Annotated in this window: 17 protein-coding genes; 3 read left to right on the forward strand and 14 right to left on the reverse strand. The window is 60.6% G+C overall.

The annotated features are described in order from the left end of the window. Positions 1-67: 67 nt before the first annotated feature. The 6 genes from ACSQ2W_RS18235 to ACSQ2W_RS18260 form a co-directional block, all read right to left on the reverse strand. Positions 68-1,624: a caspase family protein gene (locus tag ACSQ2W_RS18235; protein ID WP_436087515.1), complete on the reverse strand. Its 1,557-nt coding sequence runs from the start codon at positions 1,622-1,624 to the stop codon at positions 68-70. Then, entirely contained in the window at positions 1,624-3,159 is a 1,536-nt protein-coding gene (locus ACSQ2W_RS18240) for a caspase family protein (protein ID WP_436087516.1), read from the reverse strand. Before ACSQ2W_RS18240 ends, ACSQ2W_RS18235 begins: the two co-directional genes overlap by 1 nt. Continuing rightward, a complete protein-coding gene (locus tag ACSQ2W_RS18245) occupies positions 3,160-4,119 on the reverse strand; it encodes an OmpA family protein (RefSeq protein WP_436087517.1) in 960 nt (319 codons plus the stop codon). Further along, the gene (locus ACSQ2W_RS18250; RefSeq protein WP_436087518.1) at positions 4,116-7,361 is read right to left on the reverse strand and encodes a c-type cytochrome; all 3,246 of its coding nucleotides are present in this window, start codon (positions 7,359-7,361) and stop codon (positions 4,116-4,118) included. The genes ACSQ2W_RS18245 and ACSQ2W_RS18250 overlap by 4 nt, the downstream gene beginning before the upstream one ends. 47 nt (positions 7,362-7,408) lie before the next feature. Further along, on the reverse strand, positions 7,409-8,668 hold the full coding sequence (locus ACSQ2W_RS18255; RefSeq protein WP_436087519.1) for a ferredoxin reductase family protein: 1,260 nt from the start codon (positions 8,666-8,668) through the stop codon (positions 7,409-7,411). Positions 8,669-9,073: 405 nt separating this feature from the next. Beyond that, positions 9,074-9,967 carry a dihydrodipicolinate synthase family protein gene (locus tag ACSQ2W_RS18260; RefSeq protein WP_436087520.1) on the reverse strand — a complete coding sequence of 298 codons (894 nt, stop codon included), beginning with the start codon at positions 9,965-9,967 and terminating at the stop codon, positions 9,074-9,076. A gap of 89 nt (positions 9,968-10,056) precedes the next feature. On the opposite strand from ACSQ2W_RS18260, the gene ACSQ2W_RS18265 reads away from it, so the two are divergent. Beyond that, positions 10,057-10,677 (forward strand): GntR family transcriptional regulator, encoded by a 621-nt coding sequence (locus ACSQ2W_RS18265; protein WP_436087521.1) that lies wholly within the window; start codon positions 10,057-10,059, stop codon positions 10,675-10,677. Between the two features lie 80 nt (positions 10,678-10,757). Here the strand turns inward: ACSQ2W_RS18265 and ACSQ2W_RS18270 are convergent, their stop codons facing one another. The 5 genes from ACSQ2W_RS18270 to cysG form a co-directional block, all read right to left on the reverse strand. Beyond that, positions 10,758-11,573, reverse strand: coding sequence for a ferredoxin--NADP reductase (locus ACSQ2W_RS18270; RefSeq protein ID WP_436087522.1), 816 nt, complete (start codon positions 11,571-11,573; stop codon positions 10,758-10,760). A gap of 138 nt (positions 11,574-11,711) precedes the next feature. Further along, a complete protein-coding gene (locus ACSQ2W_RS18275) occupies positions 11,712-12,209 on the reverse strand; it encodes a DUF934 domain-containing protein (protein ID WP_436087523.1) in 498 nt (165 codons plus the stop codon). 32 nt (positions 12,210-12,241) lie between these two features. Next, positions 12,242-13,915 (reverse strand): nitrite/sulfite reductase, encoded by a 1,674-nt coding sequence (locus ACSQ2W_RS18280; RefSeq protein ID WP_436087524.1) that lies wholly within the window; start codon positions 13,913-13,915, stop codon positions 12,242-12,244. A gap of 13 nt (positions 13,916-13,928) precedes the next feature. Further along, positions 13,929-14,243: a DUF2849 domain-containing protein gene (locus tag ACSQ2W_RS18285; RefSeq protein ID WP_436087525.1), complete on the reverse strand. Its 315-nt coding sequence runs from the start codon at positions 14,241-14,243 to the stop codon at positions 13,929-13,931. Position 14,244: 1 nt separating this feature from the next. Beyond that, positions 14,245-15,714 carry a siroheme synthase CysG gene (gene cysG, locus ACSQ2W_RS18290; protein ID WP_436087526.1) on the reverse strand — a complete coding sequence of 490 codons (1,470 nt, stop codon included), beginning with the start codon at positions 15,712-15,714 and terminating at the stop codon, positions 14,245-14,247. Between the two features lie 247 nt (positions 15,715-15,961). Between cysG and ACSQ2W_RS18295 the strand changes: the two genes are divergently transcribed. Both ACSQ2W_RS18295 and mazG read left to right on the forward strand, forming a co-directional pair. After that, positions 15,962-16,549 (forward strand): deaminase, encoded by a 588-nt coding sequence (locus tag ACSQ2W_RS18295; protein ID WP_436087527.1) that lies wholly within the window; start codon positions 15,962-15,964, stop codon positions 16,547-16,549. Between the two features lie 5 nt (positions 16,550-16,554). After that, on the forward strand, positions 16,555-17,388 hold the full coding sequence (gene mazG / locus ACSQ2W_RS18300; RefSeq protein WP_436087528.1) for a nucleoside triphosphate pyrophosphohydrolase: 834 nt from the start codon (positions 16,555-16,557) through the stop codon (positions 17,386-17,388). Positions 17,389-17,470: 82 nt separating this feature from the next. On the opposite strand, the gene hflX is transcribed toward mazG, so the two are convergent. From hflX to ACSQ2W_RS18315, 3 genes are all read right to left on the reverse strand, one after another. Then, a complete protein-coding gene (hflX, locus tag ACSQ2W_RS18305) occupies positions 17,471-18,796 on the reverse strand; it encodes a GTPase HflX (protein ID WP_436087529.1) in 1,326 nt (441 codons plus the stop codon). Between the two features lie 78 nt (positions 18,797-18,874). Beyond that, entirely contained in the window at positions 18,875-19,117 is a 243-nt protein-coding gene (gene hfq, locus ACSQ2W_RS18310) for an RNA chaperone Hfq (protein WP_018325164.1), read from the reverse strand. A gap of 111 nt (positions 19,118-19,228) precedes the next feature. Then, complete coding sequence (locus ACSQ2W_RS18315; protein ID WP_436087530.1) at positions 19,229-20,092, reverse strand: D-amino-acid transaminase; 864 nt, start codon at positions 20,090-20,092, stop codon at positions 19,229-19,231. Positions 20,093-20,097: the final 5 nt, after the last annotated feature.

Below are 20,097 nucleotides of genomic sequence, written 5' to 3' on the forward strand. Positions count from 1 at the left end.
GCAAACACCCACAGCAGAAAGCCCGCGGCGACCGTCGCGGGCTTTCTGGCTTGATGGCTCGCAATCCTTATTCTATCGTGTATTTCAGCGTTCCAAGCGACCATCGCAGGCCGCGATTTTCGGTATCGCCCGTCCATGCCTTTTGGAGTTTTGCGACGATCTCGCTTAGTTTCCTTCGCGCGTCGAGTTCAGCGTTCAGCCCCTGCGCCGCCGGCGCGACGTCCCTCAGATCAAGGTCGTCGCTGACGACGATGGCGACCAGCACATTCTCGCCACTGCCATCTGCCTCGAAATCGAAGCCGTAATAGTCGTCGGGGATAATCAGCGTCGAGCCTGCCGAAAGCGGCGTTATCTTTTGCGCCATCTCATTCGGGAAAATCTGCGTCGCGACACCCTGATCGTTCACGTCGAGCAATACCAGATGTCCGTCATACTTGCTGGTGACAGAAACCTTGAAGGCCTGCCCCTTTTTCAGCGCGGGACCGGTATCGAGCGAGACCGTCACGTCGCCCGTATCGGCCTTGCCGATAATGTCGCCGATGGCTGCCACCGGATTTGCGTCGACATAGACCGGCGCTGCCCCAGCATCGATCTTCGCCTCCTGGTAAACCGGTTCCGGCTTGCTTTGTTGCTGGCCCGCGACCGTTGCAGTCTGTTCCGTCTTGTACGGTTCCGGCTTGGCAACACTCGTGCCGAGCGTGTCGGGGACGCTTTCCAGCTGTGGATCGAGATTGTCGCAGTTTTCCTGGGCCGAACAATAGTCCTTGGACTTTGTCGTCACATACTGGAAGAGCTCGGCATTACTCACCAGGCCATTGGAATTTCCATCCGATTCCGAAGGTTTGTAGCCGGCTACATAGGCCGATGTAAAAACGCCGTGACGGTCTTCGATCGGCAACCGGACATCGTCCCAGGCGACCTGATAAGGGGCGGCTGCGCTCCAGGCGGTGACGCCACCGGCTGTCAGTTCCGCCGGCTTGTCGATAACACCCAGATCGATCCGCAGGCCGCGCGTGACCTTCGATGCTTTGGCGAAGGGACGCGGCAGGTAACGCGCGCCGCTCGTGCCCGAAAGCCTGTCGGCCGAAAGAGCGCGGGAGATCGTGCCGGAATGGCAGGCGTCGATCACCAGCGTCACCGCCCTGCCCTTCATCTTCTCCAGCAGCACTTCCAGATCGTCGTCGAGGATGACGTTCGTCCAATCCGCTTCGCCCGCCTTGATGTCGTAGGTGGACAATGCCTCGTCCATCCCGTCCTCTTCATCCTTGCTGACGTCCTTCACCTGAAGTCCATGTCCGGAAAAGTAAAAGTAAATCCGGTCGCCGGGCGCGGTTCCAGCGATCAGCCAGTCGTTGACCGAGGACAGGATCGCCTCGCGGCTGGCCTTGTCGTCGGTCAACACGCGAATGGCTTCCGGCCTGAAGGACAGCGTGCCGGTCAACAGCGCCTCGATCGCCTTGACGTCGTTCTTCGGCCCATGGAGATGCATGTCCTCCGGCAGGCTTTCGTAGGTCCCGATGCCGACCAGTAACGCCCGGTCTTCCGCCTTTGCCGCCAGCGATTGCGCCAACAGCAAAGCCGACGCACCGAGCAGAAATCCCGAGACAGTTCGCAGCAGGGCCATCAGAGTTTTTCCCGGGTGTAGAGCGGCTGGATCGCGACACTCGTATCGGTGCCGTCAATGCGGGTCATCAGTAGTTGCTGCAGCGTCGCGGCATCGACGTTCTTGCTCGCCAGCGCAGCGCCGATGGCATCGACCGGTTCATTCGTCGAGATGACGATGAGATGGTCCGCGCCGAAAGGCTCGACCACCTGCAAGTCGGTCAGCTTGAACTCGTGGCTTTCAGTCCCCTCCGCCTGCACGTCCAGCAATTGCACTTCGCCGGTATTGGCGAGGTTGAAGACGATCATGTTCTTAAATCCGGAGGCTGGTGCGTCGAAGGCCAACCGGTCACCGGCCGCATAGATATCCTTTTGCGGCGTCAACGATACGGTGCCAGGATTCTGGCTCGCCATCGCCTTCAGAAAATCGAGTAGAATGAATTTGTTGACGACGGCCTGGACATTGCCTTCGCTGATGTTCTCGCCGGCCACGTCCCCGTTCGGCGTATAGAAGACGCCGCCCACTGCATCCCAGCGATATGGTACGCCATTACCGCCGGAATTTTCCGGCACCATCTGCGAGCCGCTGACCGTCAGCGCCAGCTTACCGTCCCAGCCGGTTTCGCTCACAGGCTTGCGCGTTTTCTGCACGCTTTGATCGGCCGTCGCTACGCTGCGGGTCAGCGGCATGACCACCTCATCCTCAGAGCGCGGCACTTGTGGCGTGAAATTCGGGACCTGCAGGGCCTCGGACTGATGCTTCACATTGGCAAAGACATAGTCCTCCAGTTCGACCCGGGAGATACGGCCATCCTGGTTCCGATCCGCCGATCCCTCGACTGCGCGGGCAAAACTCCAGCTCAGGGCTCCGCGCGCTTCGCCGCCGATGATCACTTCGGGCGAAGGCTGGCTTTCCAGCGAGGCGGCAAGCACCGTCACCTGGCGGAATTGCGTCTCCTTGACCTGAGCTCCCGAGACCGCCTCCTCAGAGGGTGGCGGCAGCTTGACGGTGACCGCAGGGGCAAGCCGTGTCTTGCCGGCAAAGGCGCGGCTCATGCCCCCGGAATGGCAGCTGTCAGACACAAACAGCACATGCACGCCCTTGGTTTCGGCTTCTGAAAACCAGGCATTCAGCTCATTGTCGACGATGATCTCGTGATCGGTCTCCTCGGCCCGGCTGCGATCGAAGCCGGGCAACTGCAGGAATTCATCCAGCCCATCCGCCTCATCACCGGCAACGAGCTCCGGCATCTGCGCCCCGTGGCCGGCATAGGTGAGAATGATCGTATCGCCCTCGCCAGCGGCATCGATAAAGCCCGTCCATGCAGCTCGGATATCGTCCTTGCGCGCAGCCGCATCGAAGAAGGTCGCCATCCGGTCGATGCCCGCCCCCCGCAGCGCGCCTTCGACGTCGGTCGCATCCTTCACGGCGCCATCAAGGCTCACCTCATAGGGATAGGCATCAACGCCGACCACCAGGGCATAGGTTTTCGCCGAAGCGGCACTGAGCGGTGCGGCGGAGACCAGAAGGGACAACAGCAGGCCGCGCAGCATCATTCAGTCCTCCACATCGACTTCGACGCGCCGGTGCATCTGGTTGAGCGTTTCTTCGTCATAGGCGCTGGCATCGTCCGCCTTGAAGGGGTCGTCCTCGCCCCTGCCCACGGTTTTCCACTCGCCGGCATATCCTGCGGCGGCAAGGTATTGCCCCAACGCCTCGGCGCGCTCCAGCGACAGCGCGCGGTTGGCCTCAGCACCTCCAATCGGGTCCGTGTGACCGATCAGCGTGATGGCCTTCGGCTTCACCGACTTGAGACACTCGGAAAGGTCCTTGGCCGCACCCAGCCCCTCCGGCGTGAATTCGGCGGTGCCGAAAACGTATCGCACCGGCGTCGATTTCTTCTTCAGCGAAACGCCGCGATAGCTGACCTTGCAGGCGCCGCGCATGGCAAGTTTCACGGGCCGCGGTGCCGCCAGCCGCATTTCGGTCGCCATGCGATCGAGCCGGACAATGTATTTTGCATCCGGGGCCATCCAGCCCGGCGTCAGCACTTCGTTCGACGCATCCTCCAACGCCAACTGATAGTAGCGCGCTGCCGCCTCATAGTCCCGGCGGCCGCGGTTAATATCGCCCAGCGCGTCGAAGACCTGCCAAGGTGCCGCATTGCTTGTGCGGATCGTTTCGAGTTCCGGCTCGAAATCCGTAAGGTCAGCGCCCTGCCCGACGGCGCCGACGATCCGGTTGAACGACGCGAGCGCCGCGACACGATTGATCATCGCCTTGTCATCCGCCCTACAGCCCGGCGCCTGGCCGCCGGCAATCTGCCTTGCCAGCGCCTCATTTCCGGCATTGGTCGCCTCGGCAACCTGCGTAAGCGCATCGCAAGCCGCAAAGGCCGGGCCAGCGACGAATGCCAATAGCGATGTCACAACCACGATCTTCATGGCCCCGTCGTCTCCATTCCACAGTGTTTCGAACATCGCCCGGCCGCCGATAGCGACCGGGCGCTCCGTCATTGCTTGATTTCGAACGTCACGACCTGGAGGCCGCTTGCGCCCTTGTCGTCTTCGGCCTTCTTCGCCAGGTTGATGGCGAGCCCGCGCGTCGGCGGCAGATGCGACGCTGCCACCAGCTGGCGTGCGCGTTCCACTGTGAGCTTCTGATCGCCAAGGCCGCCTTCACGGCAATAAGCGATCATTGTCTCGGCTGGCGCTGGCGTATCGAAGGTGAGGTTGCCGGTGCCTGGCTGCGGGATCTGGCGCTTCTCGCCGGCCTGCAATGTCGTATTGCCGATCATCGCATCCGGTATGACCTCGACATTGCCGGTTTCCTCGACATAGAGCACCTGCAGTTCGCAGGCCTTGTTGGAGCTCAGCTCGAACGAGAGCTGATCGCCAACCTTGGCCGTCGTCGAAGCGACCTGGAGTGCGAGTTCCAGTTTGCCTTCGGCCGGTTTTTCCTGCCGATAGGCCGGTGTTGCCTGCGCAATCGTCTCCGCTTTGACGGGGGTCTGCTGGGCGGTCTGGCCGGCGACCTCCTGCGTCTGCGCCATCGCCGCAACCTTGACCGTCGTCGTGTCGAGCGCCTTCAGCTGCATCAGCGGCGACAGAAGCAGCGGGAATTGCTGTTCGACCTCGACGCGCGGGATGGTTCCGCCCGCTTCCAGCGTCGTCACCCAATCGAGCCCCAGCCGCAGCACATCGACATCCTCGACCCGCTTGATCGTCGCAGAAAACTCGTCCGGCTTCATGTCGAATTCCGCCGCCAGAGCTTCGAAATCGAGCTCGTCCTCATATTTGTCACCGAAATAGGTGACGAGTTCCGCGTTGCCTGGCGCCAGCATGCTTTGCGCGCTGCCATCCGGCGTCGGCTCGGTCACGCCAAGCTTCACAAGAGCTTCGACAAAGCGCTGCCGATCCTTGTTATAGGCAGCGTCGAGCTCTTCCTGCGGCACGTACATGTCAAGCAGGATCGCCTGCTGATCCTTGCTGAACAGCGTTGAGGTCTCGATATGCTCGCGCAGCTGGTCGCGCTTCGACAGGATGCCGTTGGCATGACAGTCGAAGCAGGAGCGGGCATTGGTGATCTCGACGCCCTTGCCGATCGGCCGCTCGCGGAACGAGACGACGCTGGTCGGGCCGACATCGAGCTGCTTTCCTTCCGCGTTGGACAGGTAATATCCTTGCAACCCGTTCGGCAGCGAGAAGATCATTTCGCCGCCGTCATGCTGGAAGGCGGTCAGACCGGCATCGAGCGGCTCGATCTCCTTCGGGCCATGCGGGAAGCGTTTCAACACCTGCTTGCCGACATCACCGCCGAAATCATAGGATTTCCAGTAGTAGCCGCCGAACGGCATGTCATGGCGTTCCAGCATGCGGTTGTGATCCGACACCCCGGACGAACCATCGGCAAAACCGGCTCTGAGCACCTGACGGCGGCGGATGTTCTCATCCACGTTGATCTGGAAACGCTTCTCAAGCTCCCGGATTTGGGTCGGCAGTTTCATCAGCTGATTGTAGATCTTAGGCTTGGCGGCATTGGCCATGAACCAGTCGATGCGCATGATCGGCAGGATGGTATCGGTTTCCTTGGTCAAGGCCAGCAGCGAAGCGTCGCTCGCCGGATCGACGCCATAGAAATATTGCGAGATCAGGAAGTTATAGTCCTCGGCCGACCATTGCAGGTCGCGAAGGTCGACGCGTACCATCAGACCGTTGGTTCCCTCGACTTCCTGCGGCAGCACCAGCTTCGGGCCATAGGACAGCGAGTTCAGGAGCTTCTTGAAGCCGCCGGCCAGCACCTCCATGCGCTTCATGAAGGTCTTGTCCGCCTCGCAGCCCATCATGCCGTTGTACTGGTTGCGATAGGAGAAATAGCGCATGTGTTTCCGGTCGAGTTCGCCGACCAAGGAAATGTCCTTCAGTCCCGCCTCGATGAAGTCACGATAGGATAGCATCGGCCGGGTTCGGTCCGGCTTCGTCGCCGCCGTCTGCGGCAGGTGCGACTGATTGAGCGAATTGATCCAGTCCTCGAGGCTTTTCACCTCCTCGGCGGTCGGGCGCTTGCCGAGCGGCATACGGCCGCTGGTCACGGACGTGAACAGCCGGGATTTCGAGGCATCGCCGGGAACCACGAAGGCGGCGTCTGCGGCGATCGATTTCAGGTCGCCGGCCGAATAGCTGCCCTGCGAGCTTTCACCCGGCCCGTGGCAATTGCGGCAATATTTGCCGATGAAGGCATCAGCCTGCACCGCAAGCGCTGCATTGTCTCCCGACAACGCGGCTTCCGGCGTGCTTTCCTTGCAGACGGCAGTCGCCGATTGTGCGACCGGTTCCGGCGGCTTGACCTCGCGGTCGGACAGGAAGGCATAGATCGCCGTCCTGTCCTTTTCCGTCAGCTTCGACAGGCCGTGCGCGATCTCGCGCATCACCGGATCCGTCAGCGGCGCGCCGGACAGCTTCTTGCCTTCGTCGATCAGCCCAACGGTGAAGACTTCGGGAGAGGCAAGGCTTGCCATGCGCGCCTTGGTGATATCAGGCGCAACCGCACCGGTCAGGCCCTTTTCGCCGGCATAGGCGTTCTCGACATCGAGGCCGTAGGTGGTGGTTCGGGGCGTATGGCAATCGCCACAGCCACCGACGTTTTCGACGAGATAACGACCGCGCTCCATCTGCGTCTCTTCGCGCGACTGATACACGGGTACATTGAAATGACTGCGCTTCCACAGCGTAATCGTCGTCTGGCGGCTATAGGGGAAGGCGATCTCGTGTTCCTGCGAGACGGCATCGGATTGCACCAGCGTGTCGATATAGGCCTTGATGTCGAGAACGTCTTCCGGCTTCATGCCGCCGTAGGACGTATAGGGCATGACCGGGTAGAGATGGTTGCCGTCACGGTCGATGCCCTGCATCACCGCATTGAGAAACTGTGCATTGCTCCAGCCGCCGATGCCATTGGTATGCGGTGAAATATTCGGCGCATAGAACTTGCCGATCGCCGTATCCATCTCCATGCCGCCGGAAAGCAGCTCCGTATTGCTCCCCGACCCGTGGCAGGCGCCGCAGCCGGCTGCGCTGAACAGATATTTGCCGTTGTCCACATTTGCCTTGTAGGTCGCATAGGCATCATCGGCAAAGGCATCGCGCGCGGAGGCTGTCTGCGGACAGTGCGCCATCGCCAGCACGGCCGCCGCCATCGCCAGCATGTGTCGCGGCAGGCTGCGGATCATTTTCCCAGGCATTTGATCGAACATGCGCATGGCTTGTTCCCCTTGCTTTCTCAAACGATAAAATATGCGATGCGGTATCAGCGGAACTCGAACAGCTCGAACTCGACCCGTCCGGGCTTTTTCCCGAGTTCTTTCAGTCCTTTTTCAATGGCTTTTCGTAGAGGTGGCGGGCCGCAGAACCAAAGGTCCGCTCCCGCCGGATCGACTGCGCTCGCGGCCGCGAGTTTCGTCGCATCGAGACGTCCGTCGGTTTTTGAATCATGCAAAGTAAAACTGAAATTCGGAAGTTTTTCTGCCTGCGCCTCGAACGTCTCGAGACCGATCGCCTCGCTTCGATCACGCACGCAATATACCATATGAATGTCCTGGCCCTCGTCACCCTTGAGGCGCCCGGCCATCGCGAGGAAAGGCGTCACACCGATGCCGCCAGCGAGCCAGATCTGCTTCTTGCCACCACGGCGATGATTGAACCGGCCGTAGCCTCCTTCGAGCTTCAATCGATCGCCGACGGCGATGTTTTCACGCAGCGCCATGGTGAAATCCCCCAATGGCTTGATCGCGAAACGGACGATACCGCCCTCCTCCATGCCGGCGATCGTGAAGGGGTGCGGCTCGCGAAGACCCGGCTTGCTGACCCGGAAAAAGCCGAACTGGCCGGGTTTTGCCTTGAGCGGCCGGCCGGTCGGACGCGCCGAAATGATCGTCGCCCCGTCATGGCGCTTGACGTCGAAGACCTCATAGCTGCGCGTGCGCAACCACGGAAATAGCTGCGTGTAGATATAGCTCGCCGTGCCGATCAGCGCGAAGATGTTGAGATAGGTCGCCAGCATCGCGGTGCCGTCATAGGGCCGCTTGATGAAGGTCTGGTGGAAGGCTACCATGATGAACAGCAGCCCGATGAAGCGGTGCGTCAACCGCCAGTAGTGATAGGGGATCTCGATCTTCGTCTTCGGGATGATCTTGAAGATGCTCAAGAGCAGCAACACGACCAGGCCGTAGAACGCGTATTCCCCCATCGATGCCGCCAGCTTGTTCAACCCGCTCGTCAGGGACAGGCCCTTGAAATCCGGCGTGATGAAATAGTGCACGAGGATCAGGATAAAAACCGTTATGCCGACCCGGCGGTGGGTCCGGTAAATCCGGTCGAGGCCGCCGAAAAGGCGCTCCATCAGCGGTGGGCGCGTCGCCATGAACTGGGCGATCCCCATGCCGGTGAAAGCCATCGACGAGGCCATCAGCGAGAGGGTCGTGCCGGCATTGGTGTGACTGACCGCGGGAACGGCCAGAAGCCCCGCGAATCCCATCAACGACCAGACAAGAACACCACCCGCGCTCACAGAATATTCCCCCACAATTCCCGCCGTCGCCGGAATCCCCGAGGCAAGACTGGCAAGCCCCTCGAGCTTCGTCAACAGCTATTGTAGAGCATACGATTTTCGGGCGGGCTTTATTCGGCGTGCTCAAGTTTTTGTGTTTGCGGGCAAATTCCGCTCTGGGCAAAAGCGGCAAGGCAAGACATCCGCAGGTTACTTCAGATCGCCTTTTGCAAGCGCCTCGCGCGCCTTTTCGACCAGCGGATGATCCGGACGGCGACAAGAAGGCGGATTTTGCCGTCCATCTTGATGACGCGATCTCGATGCAGAGGGGCTATTTCGTTCTCTAGCAAGCGCCCGCCATTTGATAAAAAGGGACTTGATCATCACGATCCGGCCCCCTTTTTTTCTTGATCCGACCCGGAAGTCTCAGAGCGTGGGAAGTTCCGGGCGCACGGCAAGCGCCTTTTCGATGATCGCAGCCACGCGCTGGCGCTCGGCACCGGACAGCGGGAGGCGCGGCGCGCGGACGCGGTCGTTGCTGTCGATGGCAAAGACTTCGGCAAGCTTGATGTTCTGGACGAGATTGGTCGAGACATCGAGATCGAGCAGCGGCCGGAACCAGCGATAGATGGCGCGGGCCTCGTCCAGACGGCCGGCCTGGACCAGCTTCCAGATTGCCACGGTCTCCTTCGGGAAGGCCACGACAAGGCCGGCGACCCAGCCGTCAGCACCCATCAGCAGGCTTTCGAGTGCCAGATTGTCGACGCCGGTGAAACAATCGAAGCGGTTGCCGAAACGCGTCAGGACGTCGGTGACGCGACGGATGTCGTCGGTCGATTCCTTCATGGCAACGACGAGATCGTTCTTTGCCAATTCATCGAACATCGAGAGAGTGATATCGACGCCATAGGCGACGGGATTGTTGTAGACCATGATCGGCAGGCCGCCGGCAGCGGCAATTGCCTGGAGATGACCGAGCGTTTCGGCCGGCGCCGACTTGTAGGGAACACCCGGCAGGACCATGAAGCCATCGGCACCGGCCTTGGCAGCCGCCTTCGCGACAGCCTCGCCGCGGCGAGTGGAACTTTCGCAGACGGTCATCAGCACCGGCTTGTTGCCAGCGACCGATTTGGCGATTTTCAGGATTTCCAGCTTCTCTTCCGGATCGAGCGCCATGGCCTCGCCAAGCGAACCACAGACGATCATGCCGTCGACGCCGGCTTCAAACTGCAGCGCAAAGCAACGCTCCATCTCCGCCTTGTCGAGATCGCCTTCACCTGTGAATTTCGTTGTTACTGCCGGGAATACGCCGCGCCACATGGGAACCTCCGTTGCTGTGATATATCAGCATTCTTGCCATTCATTTTCCGTTGTGTCAATGTCTGATATATCAGAGTTCAGGGAAAAGCATGTCGGGATCATCATCACAGGCGCATCTTGCCTATCTGACGCTGGAAAGCCTCATCGTCACCCTGAAGCTCAGGCCCGGCTCGCTGGTGACGGAAAAGCAGCTGATCGATCTGGCCGGCCATGGCCGCACACCGGTGCGGGAAGCAATCCAGAAGCTGTCATGGCAGGGTCTGATCGAGGTTCGCGCCCGCGTCGGGCTGCAGATCACCATGATCAAACCCGACGACCACCGCCATGTCATGCAGGTGCGCCGCACGCTGGAGCCGCTCGCCGCGGGCCTCGTCGCCGAAAATGCAAGTGCGCACGCGCGCGCGGCCATGATCGAATGTGCCCAGACGATGACGGCATGCTCGATCAATGCCGACATGGAGGGCTTTCTTGCTGCCGACAAGGCTTTCGATGAAATCATGGAAGCCACCTGCCCCAACGCCTACCTGACATCGGCCTTGGCGCCCCTGCAGACGCACGCGCGAAGGCTGTGGTTCAGTGCCGCTTCAACGCAACGCATGGACCGCTCGGTGGATCTGCATGTCAAGGTCATTCGCGCCATCAACCAGGCGGACCCGAAGGCTGCATCAGCGGCGATGGAAAAGCTGATGGATTATCTCGGCGAACGGTAGTGCGTTGCCGCGGCTTGCATCGCAAAAACAGAAAAGGCGGCCCGCAAGCCGCCCCTCAACGTCCAAACTCAGCAGTGGCGTCAGCCGACAAAGGCACGCTCGATGACGAATTCACCCGGTTTGTTGTTGGCGCCTTCGGTCAGGCCGGCCGCTTCGAGAATTTCCTTGGTTTCCTTCAGCATCTCGGTCGAGCCGCAGATCATGCCGCGATCGACAGCCCGATCGAAGGCCGGAAGGTTCAGATCGGAGAACATCTTGCCGTCGCGCATCAGGTTGGTGATGCGGCCCTTGAATGGATAATCCTCGCGCGTCACCGTCGCGTAATGCCGCAGCTTGTCGCCGACCAGTTCCGCCAGGAATTCATGGTTACGGATTTCCTCGATCAGGTCGAAGCCGTATTTCAGTTCGGCGACGTCGCGCGTCGTATGCGTCAGGATGACCTCTTCGAACTTCTCGAAGGTTTCCGGATCGCGGATCAGGCTGGCGAACGGCGCAATGCCTGTGCCGGTCGAGAACATATAGAGGCGCTTGCCGGGCGTCAGGGCATCGAGGACGAGCGTGCCGGTCGGCTTCTTGCGCATGAGAACCTGATCGCCGGGCGTGATGCCCTGCAGACGCGAAGTGAGCGGACCATCCTGAACCTTGATCGAGAAGAATTCGAGCTCATCGTCCCAGGCCGGGCTTGCTATCGAATAGGCGCGATAAATCGGCTTACCGTCGACCATCAGGCCGATCATGGCGAATTCGCCCGAACGGAAACGGAACTCCGCCGGACGCGTCATCCGGAAGCTGAACAGCCGGTCCGTATAATGCTTGACGGCAGTCACCGTTTCGGCAAACACGCCGGCGGGCACAGCAGTTGCGGCAAATTCTTCGATCTTGGCAGGAGCATTCATCTCGGCGTCAGGTCCTGTAATGATGACTGTTTATTTCAGGTATCAGCGGATATTCCAAACGGCACGGCTTTGGAAGCAAATCCGTTCCAATTATAGCGCTTTTTGCGAATTGATGCGCGCTTTAGACTGTCGCAGCTCTCAGGAGACCCGGCGCCAGCTGTAGGATTTCGCATCCGCCGACGGGCGGGCCGTCGGCTGGTAGTGATTGTCGATCCCCGGCAGCCGCCCCTCGGATAGGCGCTTGAGCGCCGTTTCGTTGGTGACGGCGAAGCTGTCGATGCCACAGCGCAGCATCAGCGGCACCTGGTCGATCAGAACATCGCCGACGGCGCGGATTTCCTTGCCATAACCGAGGCGTGCCCTGAGCAGCGAGGCATGGCTGAAGGCCCGGCCGTCGTTGAAGGCCGGGAAAGCCACGGCGATCAACGAGATCTGCTCGATAAACGGAAGAAGTCGCGTCACATCGTCCGCCGGGTTGATCAGCACGCCGAGCCCGCTGTCACCGGACGATGCCTTCTCGATGAAGGCATCGAGGCCAAGGATGGCCTTCTCGTTCGAGCCGGCCTTGGTTTCCTCGGTCTCGACGACCCAGGGGTCGTCTGTCACGAAGCCGGTTTCTTTCCAGATTTTCGTCATGTCTGTGTCCTTGCGCCCCATTTCCCCGGGCATTAGGCGGCTTCCTGGGCACTGCCGCCATACAACGCATCCTTGAAGGGCTGCGGCCCGACACGGCGATAGGCATCGAGGAAAATCTCAGATGAATCCTGGCGCAGGCCAAGATAGGTGTTGACGATCGTCTCGATCGCATCCGTCACCTTTTCCGGCTCGAAGCCGCGCCCGATGATTTCACCGATCGAGGTCTGCTCATCACCGGAACCGCCGAGCGTGATCTGGTAGAGTTCGGCCCCCTTCTTCTCGACCCCGAGCAGCCCGATATGGCCGACATGATGATGGCCGCAGGCATTGATGCAACCGGAAATCTTGATCTTCAGTTCGCCGATCTCCGCCTGCCGGTCCGGATTGCCGAAACGGTTGGAGATTTCCTGCGCCAGCGGAATCGAGCGCGCATTGGCAAGCGCGCAGTAGTCCAAGCCGGGACAGGCAATGATATCCGTGATCAGTCCGGCATTGGCCGTCGCAAGGCCTTGGGCAACCAGCCCGCGGTAAAGCGGCTCGAGATCGGCCAGCGCCACGTGCGGCAGGATGATGTTCTGCTCATGGCTGATGCGGATTTCGTCGAAGGCATATTCCTCGGCCAGATCGGCAATCGCATCCATCTGGCTGTCGCTGGCGTCGCCCGGAATGCCGCCGATCGGCTTCAGCGAGATCGTCACCATGCCGTAGTCTGGATGCTGGTGCGGCTGGACGTTCTGCTGCACCCAGCGAGCGAAATCCGGATCGGCCTTCTTCCAGCCGGCCAGATTGGCCCAGCCTTCCGGCCGCTGGTTAAGCGGCGGCAGCGCGAAATAGGTGGTGATCGCCTGGATGTCTGCTTCCGGCAGCTTCAGCTCGGTGTTCTTCAGTTCAGCAAACTCCGCGTCGACCTGCCGCGCCAACTCCTCGGCACCGGTTTCATGCACGAGGATCTTGATGCGGGCCTTGTACTTGTTGTCGCGGCGGCCATGGAGGTTGTACACGCGCATGATCGCGGTCGTATAGGACAGGAGGTCCTCTTCGGCCAAGAAGTCGCGGATTTTCTTGGCGATCATCGGGGTACGCCCCTGCCCGCCGCCGACATAGACGGCAAAGCCGATCTCGCCCTTTTCGTTCTTCTTCAGGTGCAGGCCGATATCGTGTACCTGGATTGCCGCGCGATCACGCTCGGCGCCGGTGACGGCGATCTTGAACTTGCGCGGCAGGAACGAGAATTCGGGGTGAACCGACGACCATTGACGCAGGATTTCGGCGTAGGGGCGCGGATCGGCGACCTCATCGGCGGCTGCACCGGCGAAATGATCGGCCGTGACATTGCGGATGCAGTTGCCCGACGTCTGCAGCGCATGCATTTCGACCGAGGCCAGCTCGGCGAGGATATCCGGCGTATCCGACAGCTTCGGCCAGTTGTACTGGATGTTCTGGCGCGTGGTGAAATGCCCGTAGCCGCGGTCATACTTGCGAGCGATATGGGCGAGCATGCGCATCTGCCGGCTGTTCAGCGTGCCATAGGGAATGGCGACGCGCAGCATGTAGGCATGAAGCTGCAGATAGACGCCGTTCATCAGCCGCAGCGGCTTGAACGCATCCTCGGCAAGTTCGCCGGAAAGACGGCGCGCAACCTGATCGCGGAATTGCTCAACGCGGCCGGAGACAAAGGAATGGTCGAATTCGTCGTAACGGTACATCGTCTTCTTTTCCTCAAGCCGCCTGCACGGGGCCGGTCAGGCCCTTGTATCCCGGCGCATAATCGATCGTCGGCCCTTCGGCGCGAACACGCTCGCGCAAACGTAGCGGCCGCAGGACGCCCGCTACTTCTTCAATATCGATGACATTCACGTCAACCACCTTGTTGTCGGCATAAGCGGCTTTTCCGGTTACTTCCAGTGCGGCAACGGCTTCGGCATGCCGGGCGACGAAGGCGTCCTGCAGCGATTCCACCCAATGGCCGGAGGCATCGAGCCAGACGGAAATTCCGTCCGACAGGCGGTTTGCGGTCAGCACTTTGTCGGCCATGTCAGTTCCTCACTTCGTCTTTATGTTTGCGCGACAGGTCCGCGCTGCGAACAGGAGCGCTCTCGCCACCGGCCTTCGCCCTGACAAGCGGCTCCGAGCGCTCGAAATTCGCGCCGGCGACGGCGTCGCCGATGATCACCATGACGGGACCGTCCAGTTCATCGCGATATTGCAGGTCCGGCAGATCCTTCAGCGTGCCGTGCAGCAGCTTGCGACCCGCGCGGCTGGCGTTTTCGACGACGGCCACCGTGGTTTCGGCGGGAAGCCCCGCCTGCATCAGCCGGGCCGCGACCGACGCGGCGACCGTGCGCCCCATATAGACGGCAATCGTCGCACCGGAAATGGCAAGGCGTGCCCAATCGGGCAGGACATCGCCGGCCAGGTCGTGGCCCGTCGTGAAAATCAGCGAGGAAGCCACACCGCGCAGCGTCAGCGGCAGCTCGAAATCGGCGGCGGCTGCGAAAGCCGAGGTGATGCCGGGCACGATCTCATAGGTAATCCGGGCGTCGCGCAGCGCAGCCATTTCTTCACCGGCACGGCCGTAAACCAGCGGATCGCCCGACTTCAGCCGCACGACACGCTTGCCGTCCTGGCCGAGGCGAACCAGCAACTGGTTGATTTCTTCCTGTGACTTCGAATGGCAGCCCTTGCGCTTGCCGACCGGCAGGCGCTCGGCATCGCGGCGGCCCATATCGACGATCGCCTGCGGCACCAGAGCATCATGGACAATGACGTCGGCTTCCATCATCACGCGCTGCGCCCGCAAGGTGAGCAGATCCTCCGCACCCGGACCGGCACCAACCAGCCAGACATGGCCAGGCACGCGATCCACGGATGTAAGCAGCCGTGACGCTTCACGGCGGGCTTCCGCGACATTGCCGAGCGCGACCTGATCTGCCACGGCACCGGAGAAAAAGCGGCGCCAGAAGACGCGGCGCGACACGCCGCGCGGCAAGAGGCGGTCGGCAGCATCCCGATAGGCCTGCGCCAGCGATGCAAGTGCGCCGAGCGAGGGCGACAGCAGTTGATCGATCTGGGCGCGGATCATCTGCGCCAGCACCGGACCAGCGCCTTCGGTTCCGATCGCCACGGCGACCGGCGCGCGATTGACCAGCGCCGGCGTCAGGAAATCGCAGAATTCAGGTTGATCGACGGCGTTGGCGGGAATTTTCTGCTCGCGGGCAGCCGCGACAATGACACGATCCTGAGCCGCATCGCCGGTGGCGGCAAAGACCAGCGTCGCGCCTTCGAGCTGGACGGCACGAAATGGCTCTTGCACAGTCTCAATGGCATTCACAGCCAGAAAGGCCGCGAAATCCGCTTCCGGTTCATCCGCATAGGCGACGATCCGGGCCTGTGTGTTCATCAGCAGCCGTACCTTGGCAAAAGCCTCGTCGCCATTGCCGAACACCGCCACGCTTTTTTGCGCAACGCGAAAGAAGGCCGGGAATACGGTCAGCTGCTCGGTCATGACGTTAGGAATCTGATCCTGTTACAGGTACTGGGGAATATCCCTTTTATCGGAGGAAAATTGAAGAAACAGAAATTCGCAGGCTTTTGAAGCAACGTATTCTTTTGCTCGACTTCAGCATAAATTGAGCAAATATCTCCGACTATGGCGCGGCTGTAACAGCAGCTTGACGCGACCATGCGGCATTGCGTATTGCGATCCATAGCCTTTTAAATGCTGCCATGCCCCTTTCCGGAGTCACAATACGATGACGAATTCCGATCTCGCCGAACGCCTTCTGACCGTCATCGAAGCCGACATTCTTCCGCTGACGGAAAAGGGCGTTAGCGCCGGCAACAAGGTCTTCGGGGCCGCCATCCTGCGTAAATCGGACCTGTCGCTGGTCATCGCCGAGACGAACAACGAAACCGAAAATCCGCTTTGGCACGGCGAAGTGCACACGCTGAAACGCTTTTATGAAAGAGCAGAGAAGCTAGACACCAAGGGTTTGATTTTCCTGTCCACCCACGAGCCCTGCTCGATGTGTCTTTCGGCCATTACCTGGGCCGGCTTCGACAATTTCTACTATTTCTTCAGCCACCAGGATTCCCGGGACAGCTTTTCCATCCCGCACGACCTGAAAATCCTGAAGGAGGTCTTCCGGCTCGATCCGGGCGGCTATGCGAAAACCAACGCATTCTGGCGATCCTCGTCGATCGCCGATCTGGTCGCGACATCCGACGAGACCGCGAAATCGGCGCTGCGAGCCCAGGACAAGCGCATCCGCGAAAAATACCAGTCCCTGTCCGATGCCTACCAGTCCGGCAAGGACGACAACGCGATCCCGCTGAATTGAGCCCCATGCAGCCATCCAAGGACATCACGCGCCTCCTCGACATCATGGCAGCCCTGCGCCAGCCCGGAACCGGCTGCCCCTGGGATGTCGTCCAGACCTTCGAGACGATCAAGCCTTATACGCTTGAGGAGGCCTACGAGGTCGCCGACGCCATCGAGCGCGGCGACATGGATGATCTTTGCGACGAGCTCGGAGACCTTCTGCTGCAGGTGGTCTTTCACGCCCGCATGGCCGAGGAAGCCGGAGACTTCGCCTTCGGCGACGTGGTCGAGGCAATCACGCGCAAGATGATCCGCCGCCATCCGCATGTCTTTGCCCGTTCGGATGCCGACACGCCGGAAGCGGTCAAGCTGCAGTGGAGCGAGATCAAGCAGGCGGAAAAAGACGAACGTCGCGAGCGGCGCGCGCGGCACGGTTTGCCCGAAGATGGAAACAAGGGTCATCTCGATTCGGTCCAGCGCAGTTTTCCAGCCCTCGTCGAAGCGCTGAAGCTGCAGGAGCGAGCGGCAAAAGTCGGCTTCGACTGGTCATCGCCGGAACCGATCCTCGACAAGATCGAGGAAGAGATCGCCGAACTGCGCGAAGCGCTCGCCGCCGACGATAAGGCCAAGGTGGCGGACGAGCTCGGCGACCTGATCTTCGCCGTGGTCAATATCGGCCGCCATGTCGGCTCCGATCCGGAAATGGCTCTGCGCGGAACAAACACAAAGTTCCGGCGTCGCTTCAGCCACATCGAGACGGAACTAGAGTCGGCCGGAGAAACTCTTGAAGATGCGACGCTGGAGCGGATGGAACAACTCTGGCAGGCGGCAAAGGCGATCGAGCGGCAACTAACGTAACGGCATTCCGCAACGTTACAGCGCCGCGCGTCAAACAGGACGCGTAAACTGTGCAGTAATGCTTTGAAACTGCTGCCGAAACCTACCAATCCCGAGCGGCAGTTTTCGGACCATTGCCCAGCCGGCGCTCGAGTTCTTCCGCCTCGGTGGCCGTCAAGCGTAGATCCAGGCTGACCGACCCGTCTTCCATGTCTTCGCGGCCGTCGACGATTGCGTGCCCGTAAACCCATGACAGCAATTGCAACTTTTCGACCGGCAGCACGACCGTGCATTCGGTCATGACGCCGGAAAGACGGCTGCCGATTTCCTCGAGCAGATGGTCGATACCGTCGCCGGTGATCGCCGAAACAGCCGTGGTATTGTCCGTGTTTTCAGCCTTCTGGACGAGGCCCGCCCGCATTTCGGCGTCGAGCAGGTCGATCTTGTTCCAGACCTCGATGATGCGTTCTGCCCTCGCTTTTTCATCGATGCCGAGATCGGTCAGGATGCGCAGCACGTCTTGTGCCTGCACCTGGTTGTCGGGATCCGCGAGATCGCGGACATGCAGGATAAGGTCGGCTTCCAGAACCTCTTCCAACGTTGCCCGGAAGGCGGCGACCAGATGGGTCGGCAGGTCGGAGATGAATCCGACGGTATCGGACAGGATCACCATGCGCCCATGTGGCAGCTTCATGCGGCGCAGTGTCGGATCAAGCGTGGCAAACAGCATGTCTTCGGCAAGAACGCCGGCGCCGGTGATGCGATTGAACAGCGTCGATTTGCCGGCATTGGTATAGCCGACAAGGGCGACGATCGGATGCGGCACTTTCTTGCGCTTGGCGCGGTGAAGCTGGCGCGTGCGGCGGACCTGCTCCAGTTCCTTCTCAAGCTTGACGATCTTTTCCTGCAGCAGCCGGCGGTCGGCTTCGATCTGCGTTTCACCCGGGCCACCCATGAACCCGGCACCGCCGCGCTGGCGCTCGAGGTGGGTCCAGCTGCGGACCAGCCGGCCCTTCTGGTAGTTCAGATGCGCAAGATCGACCTGCAGCGTGCCTTCCCGGGTTGAAGCGCGGCGCCCGAAGATTTCAAGGATGAGACCCGTCCGGTCGATAACCTTGCAGTTCCATTCCTTTTCGAGATTTCGCTGCTGAACCGGCGTCAGCGGATGATCGACGATCACCAGGCCGGCATTGTTCTCGATGAGCAGATGACCGATCTCCTCGATCTTGCCGCTTCCAAGCAGCGTTCCGGGCTTCGGCTGGGCGATGGGTACGATCGTGCCGTGCACGACCTCCAGATCGATCGCAAGGGCCAGCCCGATGGTTTCCTCGAGCCGGCTTTCGTCGCTGCGCGTCGAGGTCGCGACAATCACGTCCGCGCTCTGCCTGCCGGCCTTTTTCAGGACCGGGACAATGACCACGGCGCGCATGTCATCACGAAGCTTGTCGAGCTCCGGGATGATTGACGCCGATTTTGTATCACGTTTGGTAATGTGCCTTGCTTTCCGTCAGGATGCGGATTCTTCGCTCTCGAACATCTGCATCGGCTGGCCCGGCATGATTGTCGAGATGGCGTGCTTGTATACGAGCTGGGAATGCCCGTCACGCCGCAAGAGGACACAAAAGTTGTCGAAAGACGTGACAACGCCCGTCAGTTTCACACCATTGATAAGAAATATCGTCAGAGATATCTTCTGCTTGCGGACGGTGTTTAGAAAAAGATCCTGCAAGTTCTGAGAACGTTCCGCCATAGCGCCGCTTCTTTCTTATTTGCCGGTTCAATGTAACCGGTTGATTTTTCGTTCTGTTTATCTCGAACGCCGTCAGAAGTCCTCTTCATGGCGTCCCCCAGGATTTTGGTATCAAATCGCAGTCTTTTCCGCAATGTCGAAAAAGACTTCACGAATTTTCTGTGACACGCTGCCTGGGTGACCGTTGGCGATGGTTTTGCCGTTAATCGCCACCACCGGAAAACAGATGCTGGTTGCCGCCGTGATGAAAACCTCGCGCGCAGCAAGCATTTCTTCGACCGAAAAAGCCCGCTCCTCTATGTCGATGCCGGTCGCGGCAGCCACGTCCATCAGCGTCGTGCGGGTGATGCCGCGAAGAATGCCGTGATCGGCATGACGCGTCCTGAGCGTCCCGTCCTTGTCGACGATCCAGACATTGGTCGCAGCGCCTTCCTTCACCGTGCCGTCCGGCTCGACGAAGATCGCCTCCTGGGCGCCCTCCTCCTTCGCCGCCTGCCGGGCGAGAACGTTCGGCAGGAGCCCGACGGTCTTTACGTCGACACGATCCCAGCGGTTTTCCGGCACGGTAATCGCGCGGATTCCAATTGCGTTTTTCTTGGCGATGAGGGAAGCGTCGGTTCGCTTCGCCGTGACGACGAGCGTCGACGGCGTGGCCTCTGCCGGAAAGACATGGTCGCGGCGCGCTGCTCCGCGCGTGACCTGCAGGTAAAAAAGGCCGTTGCGTATTCGGTTGCGCCGCAGGACTTCGCGAATGACGACAACGAGCGCCGCCCGCGTCATCGGCCAGGCAATCCGGATTTCCTTGAGCGATCGGTCGAGCCGGTCGAGATGCCGCGTCAGGTCGACGATGAACCCATGACGAACCTCGCAGACTTCATAGACGCCATCGGCGAATTGAAAACCCCGATCCTCGATGTGGACGGCGGCATCGGCATGACGCCGGTACGCGCCGTTGACATAGGCAATTCTCGACATGGTTG

Source organism: Pararhizobium sp. LjRoot255, from assembly GCF_964252905.1.
Classification (GTDB): Bacteria; Pseudomonadota; Alphaproteobacteria; order Rhizobiales; family Rhizobiaceae; genus Pararhizobium.